At 52.9% G+C, this 22096-nt stretch carries 18 protein-coding genes, 1 tRNA gene and 1 pseudogene; 14 read left to right on the top strand and 6 right to left on the bottom strand.

Translation table 11 applies throughout. The features are described from left to right. Positions 1-24 precede the first annotated feature (24 nt). Positions 25-798 carry an SDR family oxidoreductase gene (locus KP708_RS00385; RefSeq protein ID WP_215749651.1) on the bottom strand — a complete coding sequence of 258 codons (774 nt, stop codon included), beginning with the start codon at positions 796-798 and terminating at the stop codon, positions 25-27. Positions 799-929: 131 nt separating this feature from the next. On the opposite strand from KP708_RS00385, the gene KP708_RS00380 reads away from it, so the two are divergent. Further along, positions 930-1832, top strand: a complete 903-nt coding sequence (locus KP708_RS00380) for a LysR family transcriptional regulator (protein WP_215749650.1) — start codon at positions 930-932, stop codon at positions 1830-1832. A gap of 1 nt (position 1833) precedes the next feature. Here the strand turns inward: KP708_RS00380 and KP708_RS00375 are convergent, their stop codons facing one another. Further along, the gene (locus tag KP708_RS00375; RefSeq protein ID WP_215749647.1) at positions 1834-2757 is read right to left on the bottom strand and encodes a slipin family protein; all 924 of its coding nucleotides are present in this window, start codon (positions 2755-2757) and stop codon (positions 1834-1836) included. 2 nt (positions 2758-2759) lie between these two features. Continuing rightward, positions 2760-3200, bottom strand: a complete 441-nt coding sequence (locus KP708_RS00370) for a GntR family transcriptional regulator (RefSeq protein ID WP_215749645.1) — start codon at positions 3198-3200, stop codon at positions 2760-2762. Positions 3201-3318: 118 nt separating this feature from the next. Between KP708_RS00370 and hisG the strand changes: the two genes are divergently transcribed. The 7 genes from hisG (at position 3319) to KP708_RS00335 (ending at position 7920) form a co-directional block, all read left to right on the top strand. Beyond that, entirely contained in the window at positions 3319-4023 is a 705-nt protein-coding gene (gene hisG / locus KP708_RS00365; RefSeq protein WP_252347318.1) for an ATP phosphoribosyltransferase, read from the top strand. Next, entirely contained in the window at positions 4020-5318 is a 1299-nt protein-coding gene (gene hisD, locus KP708_RS00360) for a histidinol dehydrogenase (protein ID WP_215749643.1), read from the top strand. Before hisG ends, hisD begins: the two co-directional genes overlap by 4 nt. Positions 5319-5690: 372 nt before the next feature. Further along, positions 5691-5909 carry a translation initiation factor IF-1 gene (gene infA, locus KP708_RS00355; protein ID WP_007282896.1) on the top strand — a complete coding sequence of 73 codons (219 nt, stop codon included), beginning with the start codon at positions 5691-5693 and terminating at the stop codon, positions 5907-5909. Positions 5910-5922: 13 nt separating this feature from the next. Next, positions 5923-6570: a nucleoside triphosphate pyrophosphatase gene (locus KP708_RS00350; RefSeq protein WP_215749641.1), complete on the top strand. Its 648-nt coding sequence runs from the start codon at positions 5923-5925 to the stop codon at positions 6568-6570. After that, the gene (locus tag KP708_RS00345) at positions 6567-7610 is read left to right on the top strand and encodes a ribonuclease E/G (protein WP_215749639.1); all 1044 of its coding nucleotides are present in this window, start codon (positions 6567-6569) and stop codon (positions 7608-7610) included. Before KP708_RS00350 ends, KP708_RS00345 begins: the two co-directional genes overlap by 4 nt. After that, a complete protein-coding gene (locus KP708_RS00340) occupies positions 7607-7783 on the top strand; it encodes a DNA gyrase inhibitor YacG (RefSeq protein WP_211502471.1) in 177 nt (58 codons plus the stop codon). The genes KP708_RS00345 and KP708_RS00340 overlap by 4 nt, the downstream gene beginning before the upstream one ends. 61 nt (positions 7784-7844) lie before the next feature. Next, positions 7845-7920 (top strand) — tRNA-Phe (locus KP708_RS00335). Between the two features lie 144 nt (positions 7921-8064). On the opposite strand, the pseudogene KP708_RS00330 reads toward KP708_RS00335, so the two are convergent. Then, positions 8065-8496, bottom strand: a pseudogene (locus KP708_RS00330) (MgtC/SapB family protein); the annotation flags it as partial. 57 nt (positions 8497-8553) lie between these two features. After that, positions 8554-10488: a glycoside hydrolase family 32 protein gene (locus tag KP708_RS00325; protein ID WP_215749637.1), complete on the bottom strand. Its 1935-nt coding sequence runs from the start codon at positions 10486-10488 to the stop codon at positions 8554-8556. 111 nt (positions 10489-10599) lie between these two features. Here KP708_RS00325 and KP708_RS00320 point away from each other — a divergent pair, with 111 nt between their 5' ends. From KP708_RS00320 to KP708_RS00305, 4 genes are all read left to right on the top strand, one after another. Then, positions 10600-11595 (top strand): bile acid:sodium symporter family protein, encoded by a 996-nt coding sequence (locus KP708_RS00320; protein WP_215749635.1) that lies wholly within the window; start codon positions 10600-10602, stop codon positions 11593-11595. 110 nt (positions 11596-11705) lie between these two features. Further along, positions 11706-12452, top strand: coding sequence for a sulfotransferase family 2 domain-containing protein (locus tag KP708_RS00315; protein WP_252347317.1), 747 nt, complete (start codon positions 11706-11708; stop codon positions 12450-12452). A gap of 224 nt (positions 12453-12676) precedes the next feature. Next, positions 12677-15166: a TonB-dependent receptor gene (locus KP708_RS00310; RefSeq protein WP_215749633.1), complete on the top strand. Its 2490-nt coding sequence runs from the start codon at positions 12677-12679 to the stop codon at positions 15164-15166. A gap of 158 nt (positions 15167-15324) precedes the next feature. Further along, positions 15325-15831 carry a DUF892 family protein gene (locus KP708_RS00305; RefSeq protein ID WP_215749631.1) on the top strand — a complete coding sequence of 169 codons (507 nt, stop codon included), beginning with the start codon at positions 15325-15327 and terminating at the stop codon, positions 15829-15831. Positions 15832-15849: 18 nt separating this feature from the next. Here KP708_RS00305 and KP708_RS00300 read toward each other — a convergent pair whose 3' ends face one another. After that, entirely contained in the window at positions 15850-17289 is a 1440-nt protein-coding gene (locus tag KP708_RS00300) for a discoidin domain-containing protein (RefSeq protein WP_252348070.1), read from the bottom strand. Positions 17290-17344: 55 nt separating this feature from the next. Between KP708_RS00300 and KP708_RS00295 the strand changes: the two genes are divergently transcribed. After that, entirely contained in the window at positions 17345-18577 is a 1233-nt protein-coding gene (locus KP708_RS00295) for a DNA repair exonuclease (protein WP_215749627.1), read from the top strand. Next, positions 18577-21984, top strand: a complete 3408-nt coding sequence (locus tag KP708_RS00290; protein ID WP_215749625.1) for an AAA family ATPase — start codon at positions 18577-18579, stop codon at positions 21982-21984. Before KP708_RS00295 ends, KP708_RS00290 begins: the two co-directional genes overlap by 1 nt. Positions 21985-22096 lie beyond the last annotated feature (112 nt).

Here is a 22096-nt window from a genome sequence, read left to right as displayed (position 1 = left end):
AGAAAACCCTGGCAGCCTTTTTTCTTACTTAGTCGTGTATCCACCATTCACAAGAATGGTCTGACCCGTCATCCACCAGCCATCAGACACGAGCGTCCGGACAAAGGGGACAACATCCTCAATATCGGTCAGGCCGGTCTTGCTTAGAGCGGACAGGGCAGCAGCCGTCTTGTGATATGCGACGGCATCCGCACCTTCCTGCCCATAAAAGAAGGGCGTATCCATTGGCCCGGGACCAATCGCATTCACGGAAATGCCTCGTGCACCGTACTCTTTGGAAGCAGCCCGTGTGAAATGCTCGACGGCTGCCTTGCTTCCCGCATAGGTGGAGTAGAACGGCGTGTAAGCTCCCAGAAGTGACGTAACGAGCGTCAGAATCTTGCCGTTGTCGTTGAGATGTTCTCCGGCTTCTTTAATGAAGAAAAAAGCCGACTTCGTGTTCACGTCGAACATCTCGTCGAACTCCTGCTCAGACGTCTCTGCCATTGGCTTCTTGAGCACTTTGCCAACCGTATTGATCGCAATATCCGGCCGACCAATCGCAGCCACAGTGTCAGCAAACAACTTGGTGTTCCCATCAGCGGTTCTCAGGTCCTGCTGAAAGGCGACGGCCTCCACGCCCTGGGCTTTGAGAGCCGCGATCGTTTCGTCCGCAGCGGGTTTTGTCGCTGCACTGTTGTAGTGAATGGCGATGGCACGAGCCCCATGAGCCGCAAGATCCCGAGCGATCAGGCCGCCAAGGTTCTTGGCGCCCCCAGCAATAAGAACCGTTTTTCCTTTGATACTGTGATCTGTCATGATCCGGTCTCCGCCTTTTTGAAATGGAACGCGCAGGCTACCGTCTGACGGAACATAACAAAGGCTGTATTCCTGACGACACCTGTCAGGAATCACGAACAAACTCAGGCCCCTGCTCTGCGGAGACTTTTTTGGACCGGATCGACCTCTTCCGCATTTTCACCAGAGTCGTTGAAACTTCCAGTTTCACACGCACGGCTGACATGCTGAACATGCCACGTTCGACCATCTCCACAGCCATTCGTGATCTGGAAACGCGAGCAGGAACGCGTTTGCTCGCCAGAACCACGCGCGCGGTCTCTCCCACTCAGGACGGACTGGCTTTTTACAAGCGTTGCCTGCGCGTCATCGGGGAGGTGGAGGACATTGAAACGCTGTTCCGGAAAGACCGTGACGGCCTCAGTGGTGTCGTAAGGGTCAATATGCCGGGCAGGATCGGACGTCTCATTGTTGCCCCGGCTTTACCCGATTTTTTATCCCGTCACCCTGGCTTGTCCGTCGATCTTGGCGTCACGGACCGAGCCATCAATCTGGTGGAAGACAGAGCAGATTGCGTTCTGCGTGTAGGGCCGTTGCAGGATTCCGGTCTCATCAGTCGCAGGATCGGAGAACTCAATCTGATTAACGTCGCGAGTGCGGCCTATCTTGACCAGTTTGGCAGCCCTGCCCACCCAGATGCCCTGAACGATCATTACGTGGTGCGATATGCATCCCCCGTCACTGGCCGACCGGAAGAATGGGAATGGCAGGAGGGCGGAGAGACCAAAACCGCTTCGCCACCCAGTCGCGTGACGGTGGATAACGCTGAAGCCCTCATTGCCTGCTGCCTGGCCGGGCTGGGTCTGATCCAGATTCCGGCCTACGACGTGCAGCATCACATCCAGACTGGAGAGCTCGTCAGCGTAATGCCTGAATGGTGCGCAGAGGCTCTGCCTATGACCATTCTATATCCACACAGGCACTCCGCTGGTGATCGTGTGACAACATTCGTGGACTGGCTGGAGCCTCTCATCAAAAGCCACGTTCTGACGTGATTTAGGCTGATGGTGCTTCAGAATCCGTTTGTGTTGCGGTTTGCACGGCCGCAGCAAAGGCGGTCGCACTGCCCATCGCATCGGCCATGGTGGTCGGCATCAGGATGGTCGTTCCACGGTTTTTGTTCATCTCAAAAACGCGGTTGATCTGAAGAATCTGCAGGGCAATCGGTGAGGCTTCATACGTTTTGGCTGCAGCCGCCAACTCCACAGCAACAGCACGCTCGGCACTGGCGAGCGTAACACGCGCTGCACGTTCCCGTTCTGCCTGCGCCTGACGGCTCATCGCATCCTGTAAATTATCTGGCAGCTGAACATCACGGATCTCAACGGCCTGCACCGTGACACCCCATTCGCGCGTCTTAACCTCAATCAGATCCCGAAGCTGGTCATCAATTCTGCGACGATCCTCCAGCAACACGGCAAGGTCAGAACTGCTGACCACTTCACGCAGAGTCGTCAGGGCTACCATAGACACGGACCCCTCGTAGTCATCCAGCTCCGTGATGGCGCGGAGTGGATCATGAACCATCCAGAAAACAACAGCATCCACATCCACCGGCGTCGTATCACGCGTCAGGGTTTGCCGCGTATGCACCGGAACCGTCCTGATCCGCTGATCAACCACTTCGGTGACCTGATCTACGAAAGGGATGATGAGAAACAGCCCAGGTCCCCGCAAACCCTGAATTTTACCGGCTCTCAAGACCAGAGCACGCTGCCAGGAATTACACATTTTCAGAGACAGAAGGACGAGAACGCCCAACACCACGCCGATGATCGAGAAGGCGAGGTTAAAGGTCAGAGCCTGTAAGCCCCCGCCGACCAGAACACACCCGAGAGCCAGTGCAATAGACACCGAATTGACAGGAAGGCCATTGCTGCGCCGCGACATGGACGACGGAAGTGTTGGATACGAAATCATGACTATGCCTTTCCGGCGCCGGTATCTGGCGCGATTGTGGGCGAAGACGCTTCAAGAAGGTGCTGCATGGCCCGGAGGAGCTCGTCTGGATCGAGCCCCAAGGCATGGCTCCGGGCGATTGTTGCCGCAGCGAGATTCATGAGCTCTCCCTTCTTTCGATCAATATCGGCCGATGGAGGATGCTGGCTCACAAAACTGCCTCGCGCCCGATACGTCTCGATGGCACCCAGCCGTTCCAGTTCCGCGTAAGCACGCTGCACAGTGTTGAGATCAACCCGAAGATGAACTGACAACGCCCGCATCGTGGGAAGCTGGTCTCCCGGAGAGAGCAGACCAGACCCTATCGCTGTCAGGATACGCTCCCGCATCTGTGCGCGCAGGGGCAGGCCACTCGCAGCAGAAAGGGGGGTCGGAAACAGCAATGTCTCTATGTTTGCAGACATGCATACAAGATGCATCGATATGCACCCTTCCTGTCAAGAAATTTTGGAAGACCGCCGCTTCGTGATATGCGCTGCTGTTCTCTTTTCATTGGCTGCGGACAGCAAGGACAGACGCCCCATGACAGCGCCTCAGACCGGAACGGACACTTCTGACCGAAGCGGTTCTCCGCTGATCCTTGCCCTTCCAAAAGGGCGGATTCTCAAGGCGTTAGCCCCCGTTCTGACACGAACAGGCATCGAACCCGATGCGGACTGCCTTCAGGAAAGCAGCCGTCGGCTGCGATTTGGCACCTCCTATCCAAATCTGGATGTTGTGCGCGTCCGTTCTTTCGACGTCGCAACTTTCGTAGCGTATGGTGGGGCGCATATCGGTGTCTGTGGCGCAGATGTCCTGATGGAATTCGACTATCCGGACATTTACGCTCCGCTTGATCTCGGAATTGGTGGCTGCCGGATTGCCGTGGCGCGCCCTAAAACCGTCACCGAAGATCCGGCAGCGTCTCAGTCACGCCTGCGTGTCGCCACGAAGTATCCGACCATTGCACGCCGTCACTTTGCGTCCCGCGCCGTGAATGCAGAAATAGTACACCTGAATGGTGCCATGGAGCTTGCGCCTACGCTTGATTTGGCGAGTGTGATTGTAGATTTGGTTGATACGGGCTCCACTCTCCGCGCCAACGGCCTCATGGAAACCGAAACCATTGCGCACGTCACAAGCCGCCTGATCGTCAATCGCGTTGCGCTCAAGACGCGCCCTGAAGAGATTGGCGCATTGATCGAGCGATTCCGGGCAGCCCTCAACACTGAGGGAGCGTCAAAATGAAACGTCTCGACACCCTGAGCGCCAGTTTTGAACAGGATCTTGCGAGCCTTCTGGCAGATCGCAGCAGCGACGAGCGCAGCGTTGCGGAGCCGGTCCGAGCCATCTTAGCTGACGTTCGTCAGCGCGGAGACGAGGCGCTCTGTGACTATACGGCCCGCTTTGACCGCCTGACTCTGCCTGCTGAAAAACTACGCATCAGCGCGGAAGAAATTGCCACGCAGGCAGATCTTGTCCCTTCAGACCTGATGGATGCTCTCAAAACCGCTGCCCGGCGCATTGAAGCGTTCCATGCTGCACAGATGCCGAAGGATCTGGATTTCACGGACGACGAAGGAATCCGCCTTGGCATGCGCTGGACGGCTCTGGATGCCGTGGGTCTTTATGTGCCCGGCGGAAAAGCCGCTTATCCTTCCTCGGTGCTGATGAATGCCCTTCCCGCGCGCGTCGCTGGGGTGCAACGCGTGGCCATGTGTGTTCCGTCTCCTGATGGTGTGCTGAACCCACTTGTTCTGGCCGCGGCCCGCCTTTGTGGCGTGGAAGAAATTTATCGGATCGGCGGTGCACAGGCTGTGGGCGCCATGGCGTACGGAACAGAACTGATTGCTCCGGTGGACCGGATCGTCGGTCCAGGCAATGCGTTCGTGGCGGAGGCCAAGCGACAGGTCTTTGGCCATGTTGGCATCGACAGCATCGCCGGGCCTTCGGAAGTTGTCGTTGTGGCAGATGGGAATAATGATCCCCGTCTGGCAGCAGTCGATCTTCTGGCGCAGGCTGAACATGATGAACAGGCACAGGCCATTCTCATCACCACGGATGCCGCGTTTGCAGACGCAGTAACGGTGGCTGTCCAGACAGAGCTGGAAACCCTTCCCCGTACCGTTATCGCGGCCAAAAGCTGGGAAGACCATGGTGCAGTCATTGTCGTTCGGAATCTGGATGAAGCCGCCCGGATTGTGAACCAGCTTGCTCCTGAACATCTTGAAGTGCTGCTCGACGAACCGCGTGCCTTCAGTGCAAAAATCCGCCACGCGGGGGCCATCTTTATGGGCCGCTACTGCCCGGAAGCTGTGGGCGATTACGTTGGTGGCCCCAACCACGTTCTGCCCACAAGCCGCACGGCCCGTTTCGCCTCAGGGCTTTCTGTGTTCGACTTCATCAAACGCACAACGACCATTGAGGCGGATGAAGCCGGGCTTGAAAAGATCGGCCCCGCTGGGGTTGCTCTCGCACAGGCAGAGGGGCTGGATGCCCATGCTCTGAGTCTTTCCCTTCGTCTGGGCCAGCTCAAACACTAAGTCTTTGCCCACCTCTCATTGGGGTGGGCAAATGTTCCTCTTCGCACATAGCTCTCTGTGACCTTAAAAAGAGAAACCTCTGTAGCTGAAGCTACGATATCTCTCCCCTGCGACGAAGATGGTCATGAACCGGCTCACATGATCCACCTTCCAAGGTGCCGTCCCTCCACTACCTTTTTCGTACCGAGTGCATGGACAATCCGCATGTCCTGTGGGAAGCCCACAATCATTTCAGCCAAAAACATCAGAAAAACCGCGTTAAGCTTGACCTTTTGCCGGACAGTCCGCACATAGCGGAACTGGATTTTCAGGCTCCGATCGGGGCCACTGCCATCCGCAGACCTTTACCCTGTCCCTGAAGCAAGGATTCCCATGTCCAAAGAAGACCTTATCGAGTTCACCGGCACCGTCATGGAACTGCTGCCCAACGCCATGTTCCGTGTCACGCTCGACAACGAGCACACCATTCTCGCCCATACGAGCGGCAAGATGCGCAAGAACCGTATCCGCGTTCTCGCTGGTGACCGCGTAAACGTTGAAATGACCCCATACGACCTGTCCAAGGGCCGGATCACGTTCCGCTTCAAGTAAGAGACTGCGGCGTATGCCCCATTCCCAGTCTCCCGTGCCTGAAAACGGCATGACAGATCGCCCGGCGCTTGTTCTGGCGTCTGCCTCTCCCCGACGTCTGGCTCTTCTGAAGCAGATTGGAATCGTGCCTGATGACGTCATCGGCACAGATGTGGATGAGGAACCGCGCCCCGGTGAACTTCCCCGCGCGCTGGTACAGCGTCTTGCCCGAGCGAAAGCTGACCATGCAGCAGCACAGCGTCAGGATGCAGCTCTGGTGATCGGTGCGGATACTGTCGTTGCGGTTGGACGACGCATTCTCCCCAAGGCGGAGGATGAACAGACTGCACGCGCGTGTCTGCGGCTGCTTTCAGGCCGAAACCACAAAGTTCTGACCGCAGTGGCTCTGCGTCCCACCTCTGCCTGGCCGGACGGTGTGGCCAATGAGCGCCTTGTAGAAACGGCCGTTACGTTCCACCGCCTGACTGACAGCCAGATCGACGCACTGATTGCCAACGGAGACTGGCAGGGCAAGGCTGGCGGCTACGCGATCCAAGGGGCTGCCGCAGCTCATATCCGGCAAATTGGCGGCAGTTACTCTGCTGTTGTGGGTCTCCCGTTGTTCGAAACTGCACAGCTTCTGCGCGGGCAGCCCCGTCGTCAGGGTGGGTGGATCGCGTGATCGAGATCCGCGCCGCCTGCTCTCCGGGCGATGTGCGGATTGCGGTTACGGACCATGAAACCCTTCTGGATGCTGCCATTTGGCGTCCCGGCCTTCCGGATGGGTTTGATGACTGGCATATTGCGCGCATCCAAACGGTCGCTCCCGCATTGGGCGGGGCCTTTGTCACACTCCACAACGGAGACAATGGCTTTCTGTCCTGCCGGGACGCGCTGGTTCAAGGAGAACTGATCTCCGTCCGCGTCAGTCGCTCCGCGCAGAATGGCAAGGGCCTGCGCCTGCGTAAGGCAGAGCCTGTGCCGGATATGCCTGTTGCGCCGACGCTTCTGGCCTGCGGCCCTTCACCACTGGAAGAGCTGGCAGACCGCTATCCTGACGCCCCTCTGTACGTTGATGCGCCAGGTATTGCCGCGCGCCTTCCGGCCCGACTGCGTCCTCGGTTTCAGCGATGCCAGCAGGCTTTTGACGGCACGCTGGAAAGCGAATTTGACGAACTTGGCTCTGAATTCGCAGATCTTGGCCAACTGACGGCCAGCATTTTTTCCACCCCCGCCCTGATCGCCATAGATCTGGACAGCAACAGCGCTCCTGACTTCAAGGGGAACGTCGCAAGCTTTCCAGCCCTGGCGCGACAGATCCGTCTCCGCAATTTGTCAGGCACCCTGCTGATTGATCCCGCAGGCGTCAAAACCCGTAAGAGGCCGGCCCTCGTCAGCTTCCTGCGCGATGCCCTGTTGGATGATCCCTTGAAGTCGCAAGTGCTCGGAGCCACGCCTTCCGGCCTTCTGGAAATCACTCGCCCGCGGCGCAGACCTCCCTTGCATGAACTTTTGTCCTCCCCACATGGGAGGGCGCTGTCAGTGCTCCGCACCATTTTGCGAGAAGACCGCAGGGGTCGCACTCTGACAGCATCCATTTCTCTCGTCAGGGCTCTGGAGAACGATCCGGAGGCCCTGAGTGACTTTACTTCCTGCCGGGCCGCTCCTCTGGAGCTGGTCATGGATCCAAACGCATCCCCCGCAAGCTGGAGCCTGTCATGAGTGCCACCTGCCCTATCTGCAATCGCCCAACGGAACCGGCTTTTCGGCCCTTCTGCTCACAGCACTGTGCAGACATTGATCTGGGGCGCTGGTTCAACGGTAACTACCGCGTTCCGTCCTTCAGGCAGGATAATGAAGAAGACTCTGAAGAATATCCTCATACTGAGGGTTGATCCCAAGCGAATCATCAGCTAAACCCCGTTTCCGCAGCGGGTGTCTCACCTTAAGCTCGGTGCCCAAGTAGCTCAGTTGGTAGAGCATGCGACTGAAAATCGCAGTGTCACTGGTTCGATCCCGGTCTTGGGCACCATTTTTTCCAGAAAACAAAAAACAATCTGTTTATGTTAAGGCTTAAGGCTTAAGGCTTAATCGCTTTGGTGCGTCTGAACTGCGCTGAGGCCCCTGAACAAAGCCGTCATTCCTGGTCCACTGCATCAATTTGTGGCGGCAGGCGCCGATCAATCCATTTCACCAGAACTCTCAACACCGTATTGGCACCGAGAATAAAGACGGTCAGCAGAGCTGCCTCCGCAATCATGTCGCACCCTGTGCACGCGCCGATGGCTGCTGAGCACCAGAGTGTTGCCGCAGTGTTCAGGCCCCGCACGTTGGGGCCATCTTTCATGATGACGCCAGCCCCAAGAAATCCGACACCTGACACGACATAGGCAATCACGCGAATGGCCGAGACATCTCCGCCAATACGCTCTGCGAGGTCTACGAAAGCAGACGCACCAATCGCGACCAGCGCATTGGTGCGTAACCCGGCGGTCCGTTGGCGGAACTGACGTTCCGCCCCGATCAGCGTCCCAAATACAAAAGCAGCCAGATAGCTTCCGAACGTATCCAGAAAGGAGTGCGCATCAAAGGTCTGGGTAAAATGCATTGTTACTCTTTCGCTGCCTGCCGTGTATCGCGGTTCAGAAGCATTGGCTGTTTGCGATCATACGGCGGTCGGACGATCCATGGTTTTCCGCAGAGGATACAGACTGAGATTTTCGATGGTTGCACCAGCGTTCGTTGCCTGAAGACTAAGTGTATCCAAGGGACTCGCAGGAAACACCAGAGCTGTCCCAACCGACAAGCCGTCATTGATGAAGATTTCGAGCGCACACGCATCCAGAACCAGTTTCAACGAAAAACGTCGGCTGTTTGCCGTCAGTGGCGTGGAGAACCTCTCCGTGAAAAATGGCTGCGAAAAGCCATGCAGATCTCCGCGATCCAGCCAGAGCTGAGCTGAAAATGCGTCAAACCCGATAGAGAGAGATTCTCCCTGTCCGTTGGAGAAGACAATCAGGAAGCGACCCGCTCGCCCCTTGTTGCCATCAGGCTGAGGGTTTCTGCGCTCATCCACGGTTACCGTCAGAGAGAGCTCAATGGCCTGTCCTGTGGGGATGGAGACCTGAACGCCGCTCTGGGCAGCAATACGCTCAACCCGAAAGGGAATCTGCTCGCCTCTCAGCGCTTCCAGTCCTCGAGGACGCTGCACCAACCGTAGCCAGTTCATATCGTCCCGCCTGAGCGACAAGGTTCGCGGAAGGGTCATAAGACCGCGCCAGCTTCTGTTCGGGACCTCTTCGCAATACTGCCAGTTCCCAAACCAGGCGAAATAGACAGCTTCATTGCGCGGCATGTTTTCATAAACCTGCATGGCGTAGCTGTCTTTGGCGAAGTCCGTCAGGCCTATGACCGTGTTCTCGGGGATAAAGCGCTCACCGTCAAAGTCACCAACGAAATACTGCGTGACACTGCCGCCCTGAGGTCCACCGGGATTGACCGAGACAAACAGAACCCAACGGGATGCCTTCCCCTCATCCTCAACCGGCAATTCAATAAGGTTGGGACATTCATAATCCACGCCGAACAAACCTGCTGGCCCGAAATCACTGAGATGCATCCAGTGTCTCAGATCAATCGATCCGTAGAAGGCCACCCTGTGAGCCCGAGCCTTCACGACGACCATAACCCACTTTCCACTGGGTTCGTGCCAGAACACTTTCGGATCGCGGAAAGAGTTCAGCCCGATATCCAGAACGGGGTTGTGCTCGTAGTCGATAAAGCGCTTACCGCCATCCGGACTCCATGCCAGATACTGCGTCTGCTTCTGGGGTGTAGCGCGCGTGTAAAGAGCGACCAGACCACCCGGCATGGATGGTAACGGCGGAACCGAAGGAGCCGCTGGCGGAAGTTCAGCGGTTGTTGGTGGATCAAAAACATGCCCGAAAGGAGCACTAGTCCCCGGACCAAGAACATCCATGTTTTCCGGCGAAAATGGCACATCTGACGTGGCCTTGGTCAAGCCGGGTGCCAACGCCTCAACAGCCGCCTGCGTTGCCGTCTTGGGAGCGGGTGGATTGTCCCCTTGCGTAGAGGAGTTTTCCTTCGGCGGGAAAAGACCAGAATCATTATTCCGGTCCAGAACCACGCACCCTGAATACGCTTCGCCAGCGGCTGTCTGATCAATCGCGACAGGTTGATCTTGCCACGTGTATAAGTCCGTACTGGTTGCATGACCCCAGTGAACCTGACCCGCATAGGGTGCGAAAGGGTCGTACTGGTAATAGAGATGATACGTCTGGCCGTCGAAAATCAGTCCGTTGGGATCATTCATGAAGCCCGTCTGTGGCGAGAAATGAACCGTGGGACGATAGAGATAGTCACTCTGCGTTCTGACAACGGGCTGGCTTGCTATCCCCGGATGATTGCCTGGCTCCTGATGGGAATTGCTGGGTTCATCGTGATGAGGGGTCATTGCAGACATCGGCGTTTCCTCGGCGGCTCTGGCAATCCGGCTACTGCCGACAGCAGCTCCTGCGGCTAAAATGCTGGCCAGAGCCGTGCGGCGCCCGAGTTCGGGCCTGTCGTTTCGATCTGTCATACCTCCACCATACAGAAGGATGCTTAACCCGGAAGCCTTTCAGGAAAGTACCCGTCTTCAAAAAGAGGAAGGACATTGCATGTCCGTTGCGAATACGCACATAAGAGCGTCATGAAGCGCTTTGACCCTTTCCTGATGGCCCTGATCTGCGCGATCATCCTGGCCTCCGTCCTGCCCTGCCGCGGGGAAATGCAACATATCCTGCAGCAGGTCGTCACGGTTCTCATTACCCTGATGTTCTTCTTCCAGGGAGCCAAACTTGAGCGCCACGCCATTATCGAAAGCGTGCGCGACTGGCGCCTTCAGGGAACGGTTCTGCTCTGCACATTCGCTCTCTTCCCACTTCTTGGCATTGGGCTGCATCTGCTCTTCCGCAATTTGTTCCCGAATGCGCTGTTCGGAGAAGATCTGTGGGCTGGCATTCTTTTCCTGTGCTGCCTGCCTTCAACCGTTCAGTCCTCGATTGCCCTGACTTCGATTGCACGCGGCAATGTTCCTGCGGCCATCTGCGCAGCCACTGTGTCGAATATTGCAGGCATTGCATTGACCCCTCTTCTGACAGGCATTGTCCTTGGTCACGTTGGTGCAGGTCATTCACCCCTTGAGAGCGTTCTGGACGTTGCAAAGGAACTGCTTCTTCCGTTCATTCTCGGGCAGATCCTTCAGAAATGGATTGGCCCGATTGTCAAACGCCACAAATTCCTGATCTCGTTCACAGATCGTGGCTCCATCGTCGTTGTCGTCTACACTGCGTTCAGTTCAGCCGTTGTCGAAGGCATCTGGCACCGCGTTTCACCGCTTCATTTGCTTGAGGTGGCATTGCTGGACAGCCTCATGCTGGCGCTGGTGCTGATGGCCTCGCATTTCATGGGCAAGGGCATGAATCAATCCACGGAAAACAGCATCGCGCTTCAGTTCTGTGGTTCAAAAAAATCGCTGGCCTCTGGTGTTCCGATGGCGAGCGTTATCTTTCCGTCAGCCTCGGTGGGGATCATTGTTCTGCCTCTCATGATCTATCACCAGATCCAGCTTTTCACCTGCACGCTTCTGGCGCGTCATTATGGAAAACGCATAGGCTTGGAAACGCATTCAAAGCCTCATTCCTGAGCTTCATGTCAAAGCTGTTAAAGAGGTTTCTTTTTGTCACGAGGTGGTCTTTGACCCCCTTGGGTTCGTAGACCAGTGTGGCCCCAGTTTGAAAACCGGAGCTACAGACTATGCCGTCATACTCGACCTTGGTTCAGGAAAAAATTCCTGAATCGTCGGTACTCAGGCCTGTACCAGACGGCGTTCCACAATCCCTTCTCTGCCGACTTTTCCGCGTTCAGCAATTCAATGATATTCACGAACGGGCTGCAGAACTGCATCTTCGCCTGCCCTTGGGCAAAAAGCGCCTGAAACGCTTGGAATGTATTCGAAGTGCTGGCGCACTGTTTATTCATGTTCCCAAGAACGGGGGCACATCCATCTGCAACCAGCTTTACGGCTGTTCCATGATGCATCAGACGTTCCGGTACTATCGTCATGTCACGCCCGAACTCTCCAGAGAACTACCGAGCTTTGCCATCTGGCGCGACCCGGTAGAACGATTTGTTTCCGCGTGGGCCTTTGCAAGAAAAGGCGGCACTTCAACGGTCAGGATTCACCCTTCTGTCAATGCACTTTACCGCTCTTTCGATATGCTGGATGATGCCATCACACATGTAGAAAGCCAGTCATCCCCATATGATGTGGATCATGTTTTTCGCCCACAGGCTTGGTACATTTGTGGAAAGGACGGAAAGCTGGAAGTAGATCGCCTGTTTCCTATGAAACAAATTGCGCAGCTTCCGGAGCTTGTTCCCGCCATGAAGGGACACATCATCCCTCACTTGAACCAGAACCCGCACGCAATCGAAGTCACGGCACTTCAGGAACGCAGAATCCGCAGGCTGTACCAACAGGACGAAGCGTTACGGCCGTAAGGCCAAGAATAGAGGAAAAGAGAAATATTCTCCTTTTCTCTAAACTGTCACAAAGCATACAGCTATCGCTCTATAAATAGCTTCCGAACGACTGCATTGTTGCGAAATTACCATACACACTAAATGTCATAGTGTGACTGACATCATCTGATTGAAGATCATTTCAAACCATGGTCTTTCTCAGCCATACCAACCCCACCTGGCCGAGAAAGACCCCACAGACGATGCGCCTTACACGCCTCCTCTCGACCTCTGCGCTGATCGCATTTGGCACACTGCCAGCACTTGCAGCGCCTGTTTCAGATACGAAACATCAGTCTCAAAAATCCCATCCGAAAACGGAAGTAGCTGCTCCATCCATGATGGGTAGTACGGCTCCTACCGATGTGCATGAAGAGCATGTCTCCGTCAGCGGCCGTCATTCTTTCGATGGCGTAACGCGTCGTGCCGTGGGTGGTGGTTTGATGGAGAAGCAGGATAGCGCCAAATCTGTCTCGGCCGTCTCTCGCGACTTCATCGAGAAGCAGGTTCCTGGCGCTGACCCAATGCAGCTGATCTCTCTGCTTCCAGGTGCAAACGTTTCGTCTGGTGACCCTGCAGGCCTGACGGGCAGTTCCATGAGCATGCGCGGACTGGATCAGTCCCAAATCGGCTTTACACTCGAAGGTTTTCCGATCAACGACATCGGTAACTTCGCGGTTTACTCTCAGGAAATCGTAGACTCCGAAAACCTTCGTACCGTTCGCGTAGCCCAGGGCTCCGCTGACCTCGACAGCCCACATATCAGCTCTACCGGCGGTGTGGTCGATATGTACATGATTGATCCCACCATGAAGAGTGGTGGTCGTCTTGGAGTCAGCTACGGGTCCTATGATTACACCCGCGGCTTTCTGCGCCTGGATACGGGCAAAATCGGTAACACCAATCTCCGCGCATACTTCTCAGGCTCCTATGCCACGGAAGGCGTGAACAACAGCGATGCGACAAACCGCAAGCTGCACGCAGAAACCAAGATCGTGAACGACTGGGGCGATGGAAACCGCGTCTCTCTCGCGATCGTGGGGAACCGACTGTACAACTACCTGACCCCGAACGTGAACAAGGCCTCCTGGGATGCCTATGGCCGCGGGGTTAAGGATCGCTACGTTGCTCCGGGACGAAACGCAGCGGGTCAATCGATTTCCAATACTGTCTGGAACTCCTCCTACGACCCCTCCGCGTCTGACAATGGCGCTTCTTATTACAAGCTTCATCAGAACCCGTTCACCAATATCTATGCCAGCGCACCATCAACCTTTAAGCTGACAGACCATCTTGTTCTGACTGAAACGCCTTATTTCTGGTATGGTGATGGCAGCGGCGGAAGTGGTCGCTACACGAACCTGGACTCCCTGAATTATGGTGAGCAGTCTGTAACAGGCTCCCTGAACGGCTCAGGAGGTCGGCGGATGCTTTACAACCCGTCCCTGACCAAGACGTATCGCCCAGGTGCTGTCACGAAGCTCACCCTGACAACAGGCAACAACCGCCTGATGGTCGGTTACTGGTTCGAATATTCCAAGCAGGCGCAGCAGGCACCTTATACGGGCGTTGGTGCTGATGGTAACCCTTGGAATGTCTGGGGGAGCGATGCAAATGCTATCCTGTCCAATGGCCAGACTTACCAGTTCCGCGATAGCCTGACACAGACACGCGTGCATACGATGTTCATTGGTGACACACTGTCGCTACTGAACAACAAGCTGACCATTGATGCTGGCTTCAAATACGCAATCGTTCTGAGAAGCGGGACGAATATGCTGCCGGATACCTCTACAGGGCGAAATAGCAGCCATACGTATCAGGAACCGCTACCAACAGTAGCCATCCGTTACCAGATCAACCCTGAAAACCAGATCTTTGTTTCTGGTGCCACTAATTTCCGGATGCCGACCAATTACGCCCTGTATGATGCTGGCGTTTACAGTGCCCGAAGCCATGCCTACGCAACTCAGGCAAACCTAAACCAGAACCCGGAAATCTCGATTTCAGAAGAAGTTGGGTACCGTTACACCGGCAAAACCATTATGGGGTCCATCACGTACTTCCATTATGATTTCACGAACCGTCTGATGTCATCCAGCCAGTGTTTGGATAGCCTCTGCCAGAACTTTGTCTCAACCAACGTCAATGCAGGCGGTCAGACAACAAACGGCGTAGATGCTGAAATCGGTACGCGGCCAATCTTCCGTTACTTCCGCCCATATGTGTCCTTCGAGTATGTTGATGCCCGCCTGGGCAGCAACCTTCAGGCTGGTAGCGGCTCTGGCATCGATTATCTCCACACCAAGGGCAAATTCGCTCCGGAAACACCGAAGTTCCAGGTTGGCTTCAACCTTGATTATGACGATGGCCATCTGTTCGGTGGTTACAACCTGAAGTATGTGTCCCGCCAGTACTCCACGTTCATGAACGACCAGTCCATTCCGGGCTATGTCCTGATGAACGCGAACATCGGCTATCGCTTCGGCAACCTTGGCTTTTTGCAGGCTCCGAACGTTCGCATTAACTTCTCCAATCTGTCGGACAAGGCCTACCTGGGCTTCGTCAAGGGCATTCAGACCAACGCAAAACAGCAGACTGGTATCTTCGGCAAGACTATCAGCGGTTCTGCTCCAACATATGCGATTGCAGCTCCATTCGCCGCTATTGCGAGCGTAAGCGCCGGTTTCTGATATTCAGAACAGACGCCGCGTTATTCAGTCCTCGTGCCAGCCTTTGGCATGAGGACTTTTTTTATGCCGCTCTCCAATTTTGATCATGACGTTGACAGTTCACTCGCCATGAACAGATATAGGCTCAGATCCCGTCATCGTGACGCTAGAGGAAACCAATGGCTGGCAGAACCAAGTCCACAGAAACAACGGCACTGGATATTTATCTGGAGCGGTTGCAGGACCATCTGGCGATCGAGACCAAAGCCATCGAAACCGTTCTTTCAGAACTGCCTTTCTGTGAACGCTATGGAAGTGTCAGTGCCCAGATGAAGCAGGATCTCATCCTGCGCCGAAAGCATGTCAGCGACATTACGGCGATTCTTAGCCGGCATGGCAGGCACACACCCGCGACCCATGAGACGGTTTCTTCCATTCTCAGCACTGTCTCCAGTCTGCTGCTCACCGGCGAGGAAAGTAATCTTCTCAAGAACGTTCTTACAGACGTGAGTTACCGCGCTCATCAAATCGCATCTTTGAACATACTTACAATCCTGGCAGATCGACTGGGTTTTAGCAGCGATCTTTCTTTTTTAGAGCGCCTCCGCAGTGAAGAAGTAGCCTCGACTGAAACATTGCAAAATAACCTTCCAGATATCGTTACGCAGTATCTCCTCAACCATTGAGACTATATTTTTTGGGCTTCAGTCAACGTTCCCATAAACCTGAACCTGGCTGAAATGCAGGTATGTCTTTTCGCCAAGAACTGTAATCCTTACAAACCTTGCCTTAACCCCTTCCGGGGTTGTCCAGATATAGGGTGTGCCGTCGGCACCACCGAAAATCTGTCCATCTTCTTTGCGATGCACTTCAATCCAGGATTCTCCATCAGTTGAGACGGAAATCGTCAGATTAGCTGCGCGTTCCAATGCGGAATCAAGTCGGTTAAACAGCCTTACTTCATGAACACAGGCTTTTTCCTGAAGATCGACCTGCCACCAGGGATTCTTCTCTTCAGCAGTATGGTGAGCTGGAAAATTTCCAATTTGTCCCGAGAGAGGACCTTCCGCGTCATCCTCTGAAGAAATTTCCGAAAACGTTGAAGATTGTGTTGCGGAACAACCTTCTGACAGCAGCGGCCAAGTAGAAATTGGGAAAACGCAGGTTAGCCGAGCATCGGACAATTTCTTCCAGTAATCAGCTAGATAGGTGTCCTGAACGGCATTCGTCATGGAGAAAAAAACTGCCCGTTCTGCCTGCGTCATACTCTGCCAGGTTTTTTGAGCAATGAAATTTCCGACAACGCTCCGCTTTGCCCGGATCTCAAAATCCTGTTCAGACTTGATATTGTAATGAGCAATAAAAGCCACATCCACGATGGCGCGGTTACGCTGGTTCTCCTTCAGATATGCCCAGGCTTTTTCAGGAAAATTGTCATAGTACCCATGCATGGAATCTCCCAGAACATTAATTGCCCTGAGATCTGGCGCTACCGTAAGAAGGTTATGATGAATAGCTTCATGCGGGTTCTCAAATATAGCCTCGTACGGAACCATCGCTGAACGTACAAGAATTTTTGTAAAAGGCGTCGCTCCATCTTCGCGACGTATATAATTGGTTAGCACAGCACCTTTAGGTCTGGTTTTATAACCATTATGACCAAAAAATGACCAATTGAAGTAAAGAGCATCAAGCGGAGAGAATTTTTCAAGAAATTTCCCGATATCGTCGCAATCTTTTAGGCAAAGAAATTCATCGACATCCAAAAACATATGCCACTCGGTTTCAGTCGAGTAGTGGCGTAAATAATGAAAGAACATCTGAAACTGTGCACCGACAATCCCATATTGAACGAATGTCACCTTAGGATTTTGTCCAACAGTTAAAGGAAGAATTTCATTGTAAAGTTCGGCCGGATCATCATCATTGCAATATATATAGACATGATCAAACCCTATCGAAAAATGATAGGTAAGCCATTCCAAAATATACGGTGTTTCCCAACGGACTGTAGTTACCAAGGAAAATTTATGCTTTGGAGAAGGTCGTTGTCCTCCTCCAGCAATCACTTCACGAGGGGCAGTACCGTAGGCCGTCCAACTATCCATAAATCCGGCATAGGGTGGGTCGTCTCGCCTCGTCAAGGCCTCCTTCTGAAACACTCTTCGTTCGACTCTGCTCTCAGGTTAGAGTGTTGGCATGCCCAACTTCTCCTTCCTGCACGCTGCCGACATTCACCTTGATAGCCCCCTTAAAGGACTAAGCCGCTATGAGGGCCTTCCACTGGAAGAAATTCGAAATGCAACGCGACGGGCTCTTGATCGTCTTATCGATACCGCACTTGAAGAGAAGGTAAATTTCCTGATCCTCGCAGGTGATCTGTATGACGGGAGCTGGCAGGACGTCAGCACCGGCCTCTACATGATGAAGTCGCTCAGCCGTCTCGTGAATGCTGGAATTCGAGTTATCACTCTCTCAGGCAATCACGATGCCCAGTCTGTCATCGCACGTGAACTTCCCCGCCCCCCTGGTATTGATCACTTCAGTTACGATGCTCCTGAAACTGTGCGACTGGAAGACATCCAGGTAGCGCTACATGGTCAAAGCTTTCGGGACAGACATGTTCGGAAAGACATGACGCCAGCATATCCTGCACCTGTCCCAGGTTGGTTCAATATTGGTGTCCTGCATACGTCTCTTTCAGGCTACGGCGAACACGAAACCTATGCTCCTTGCTCCATAGAGACACTTACATCCAAACACTACGACTATTGGGCTCTGGGGCATGTTCATGCCCAACAAATTGTCTGTCGCCATCCCTGGATCGTTTTCCCAGGCGTACTGCAAGGCCGGCATATCCGCGAAACAGGCTCGTGTGGTGCATTACTTGTGACTGTCGAAAATAACATCGTTCAGTCTGTTACACCGGTCGCATGTGACGTCGTACGCTGGACCCATATCGTCATAGATATAGCCGACATGCATGACATGGAGGACATTAATCATGCTGCAAGACGGTACATGGAGAAGGCACTTACTCAGGCAGAGGGACGGACTGTTATCGCACGTGTCACGTTAACGGGTGCATCCTCCCTTCATGACAATCTCTGTGCATCTACATGCTGGCAAGACGACTTACGAAGCATAGCTGTCTCTCTGGACACAGGTCAGAACCAGATTGCGCTGGAAAAACTCCGGAACAAGACGACGTCTCTACCATCGGCAAAAACACTGCACGATGTAGATGCCGCTTTGGCAGAGTTAATCAGCGATCCTGAGTTTTTGGCCATGCTCCCCGAAGAGTTTGAAATGTTTTTTTCTGCATTACCCAGCTGCGTAGAGAAAAGCGCATTAATGTCTGACGATAGCAACTGGCCCTTGGAAGAGGCCAGATCTGCCTTACGAGCACGACTTATGGGAAGTACCACCTGATGCGGTTTGATCGTCTTGACCTCTTCCGATATGGCGGCTTTCAAAATCGCAGCATTGCCTTCCCTGAATCGGAAGCGGATTTCCATGTCATTCATGGGCATAATGAAGCCGGAAAATCCACAATGCTTGCAGCTATAAGGGATTTTCTTTTCCAGTTTCCGCATCACATCAGCGCAGACTGGATGAGTGCTGCCCCCCTTCTGCGAGTGGGTGGAAAAGTAAGCCATGAAGGAGAAGTTCTGGAGGGCGTGCGCCGAAGGGCACGCACACAGACTTTCTATGAGCCAGACGATTTCACCCCACAAAGTGATGACCTTCTAAAGCGCTGGATGGGAGACCTGGACGCAAAAAGCTTCGAAGCTGGATGGGCTCTTAACCACACCCGCCTCCGTGAGGGCGGGGAAGAAATGAGACGCCTCAAAGACGACGCCGGCCTCCAAATTCTATCAGCAGGTCTGGGAATAGGCGGTCTGGGGGGTCTAATGACCTCTCTTGATAAAGAAACGAGTACCCAATGGAGAAAAGGGAGCAGCAAGTCAGAAATTCCCAAGGCGAAGCGCGATCTTTCGGAACTCAATAAAGCCTTGAGAAGCAATGCCGTCCTTCCTCATGACCTGATTGGTGCGCGTGAAGCGCAAGCGAAAGAAGAGCAGGCTCTTTCAGAATGCAACGCGGAACAACAGCGCCTGTTGATGCGGCAGCGAGAGAATAGCCGCGCCAGAAGCATCAGCATTCCCTATCTTCAATTGGTAGATCTGCAATCGCAACTTTCCGGATCCAAATTTCCAGAATTTTCCAGCCCTGAATGCGACAACTTCGAAGCCATCCTCTCTGAAATCAAAACTCAAAGTTCTATTGATAATGAAACAAAATTAAGATTAGAAACAGTTTCGGAATATATTAAATCACTCCCCGACAAGCCTGCCATTCTGAATGATGGTGAGCAAATTATTTCATTAGAAAAAAGAAATGATCTTATCGACAAGATCGAACACGATACGAATTTAAGAACAAGTCGAATTCGAAATGACAAAATCTGGTTGGAACAATTCTGGGCGCGTTATCATGCTGCCCCTTGCCGCCTTCCCTGCGCAGCCGCATTGGAGGCTTTAAACAAAAAGCTTCAGGATCGGGAAAATTTCATCACTCTTGAGCAGGAAATAAAACTTCGCATTTCGAGATTGAGACAAGAGCAAGATGTCATAAAGTCTCTGTCCGACGGACCCAAGAGTGTTTCTACGATTGATCTTCAACGCTTAAAAAGTAGCCTGAACCACGCGCGCAACCTTGGAGCCATTGATGACGATCTTCAAGAACTGCAAAAGGCGCTAAAAGCCGCCATTCATGCCACTAATGCCGCTTTTGATCGTCTCCTTCCCTGGACTCCCGCTGATCCATCTACGCGCTGGAGAGCGCTTGATGGTCTGCCTATTCTACAAAAAACAATCATTGACGCTGAGTGCCTTGTCTGGCGTGAGCTTGAGGATAGACACCTCAAAGAACGTGATCTTCTTTTAAAGCTCCAAAAAGACTTCTCGAAGAAAAGTTTTGATTACGATGCCTTGGAAAGAAATGGAGAAGCCGTTTCTCCTGAGTCGCTCTTAAACGCGCGGCAGATGCGTAATGCGGCTTGGGAATCAATTCAAAGCCTCCTGCAAACTAAGCAGCATCCCGAATCATCCGTTCTAAACGCTTTCTCGGTTTTGCTTGAAAATGCAGATACACTCGCGGATCGGCGGCACGCATATGCTGAGAAATCTGCACGATTAAACGATCTTAGCCAGCAAATTACCACAATAAAAATAGAAATTGAGCAGGCTGAAAGAACCGTTTCTCTTATTAAATCAGACCAGATATCTCGGCAGCAATCTTGGTATGCGAAATTAAAATATCTCGGCTTGCCCGAACTTCCGCCTGCAGAATTTCTCGGTTGGTGTGATGCCAGAATCGATGCTCTTTCAAAATCAGAGGATCAGGATCGAGTTTACGAAATTCTGCAGCAAAAGCAGAAACAAAAGCATTCGGCACTCAAAGAGTTAGTACCTTATATATCTGACACTCAGAATGATAATTTTGCGCTTTGTCTTCAACATGCACAAAATATCCAAGATGAGTATGAAACTCGTTTAAGAGCCGCCAGGGATAAAAAACAGGCCCAGGAAAGACTAGAAACATCTCTTGCTGCTGAAGAAAATCAACTTGAAGCGCTGCGGCATAAGTTGGTCCTATGGCAAGTCGAGTGGGATACAGCCTGTGCCTCCTGTCACTATCCTGCTGGTCCCCGCCAAGTTGACCTTGGGGATGTACAGGAAGCTCGAGCCATTCAAATTCGCTTGGAAAATGAAGAAAGCGAACAGCTTAAAAATAGTACGGATATCCTGGAATTCAAAAATTCACTCAATTTTGTTCTCAAAAAAAATAATATGACCTCATTGGATGAATTGTGCGCTTCACTCAAACAGGCTCAGGAAACAGAACGAAAACGCGAAGAATTTATGGCGCAGCGGGCAACACTTCTGGAAACACTTGACGCGACCAATGCACGACTTACTTCACTAAAGCAGACCCTTTCTCCAATTTTATCGCGGCTTAAAATTCCATTCGGAGAAGGCCTGTATAGTGTCGCTACCGAACTCAGACATCGTGCCAACCTTCTTCAAAGACGTGAAGAACTGAAAGCTATTATTCTCTCTGCAGGTAACGGGCGCTCTCTGGAAACTCTTCTATCAGAAGCGAAACAGGCTGATCCCGAAACCCTTGAAAAAGAGTCGGATGAATTGGAACAGCAGAATCTTTCTCTGAAACAAAGGCATTCTGAAATTGAAAAAAAATTATGGGATGCCCGTCAGAATTTAAAAACCCTAGAGGATAAAAGTGGATCGCATGAAACGGCTGAGCAAATACAGGAAGTCGAAGCCGACCTGAACGATCGCGCAGCACGATATGTCTCTCTTCGCCTTCAAAGCCTGATGTTACGTCGTCTCGTAGAAAAACAGCGTCAGGAGACTCATGGCCCCTTGTTGAAAAGAGCGGGGGCCATGTTTTCACATCTGACACAACATCGCTATGCAGGGGTTGCCCTGGAAGACACGGGAACAGACAACCTGACTCTATCTGGTCTCCTTGCCGATGAATCCTCCCTCGTCTCGGTGCATGCCATGAGCGAAGGTACACGAGATCAACTTTATCTGGCACTCCGCCTTGCGTCCGTAGAACAGTCTCTAGATCGTGGCATTCAGCTTCCCTTTATCGCTGACGATCTCTTTATAACATTCGACGAGAAAAGGTCTCTTTCAGGACTTGAACTTCTTTTCTCCATAGCAAAAAGAACTCAAATATTATTCTTTACACACCATGAACATATTGCATATATCGCAAAAAATTTCGGCCATCTTACGACTCTCTAATTTATCCTATCCGAGGAATACTTTATAAATATCTTTCAGATGTTATCTGCCGACATGAAACGAAATTCCATATTTTCATTCCACTACATGAGTAATTTCGTTATAGCAGACT

The organism is Gluconobacter sp. P5H9_a, from assembly GCF_018812085.1.
Lineage (GTDB): Bacteria > Pseudomonadota > Alphaproteobacteria > Acetobacterales > Acetobacteraceae > Gluconobacter.
The sequence above is the reverse complement of the archived record's forward strand: the minus strand, read 5'-3'. Positions and strand labels throughout refer to the sequence as shown.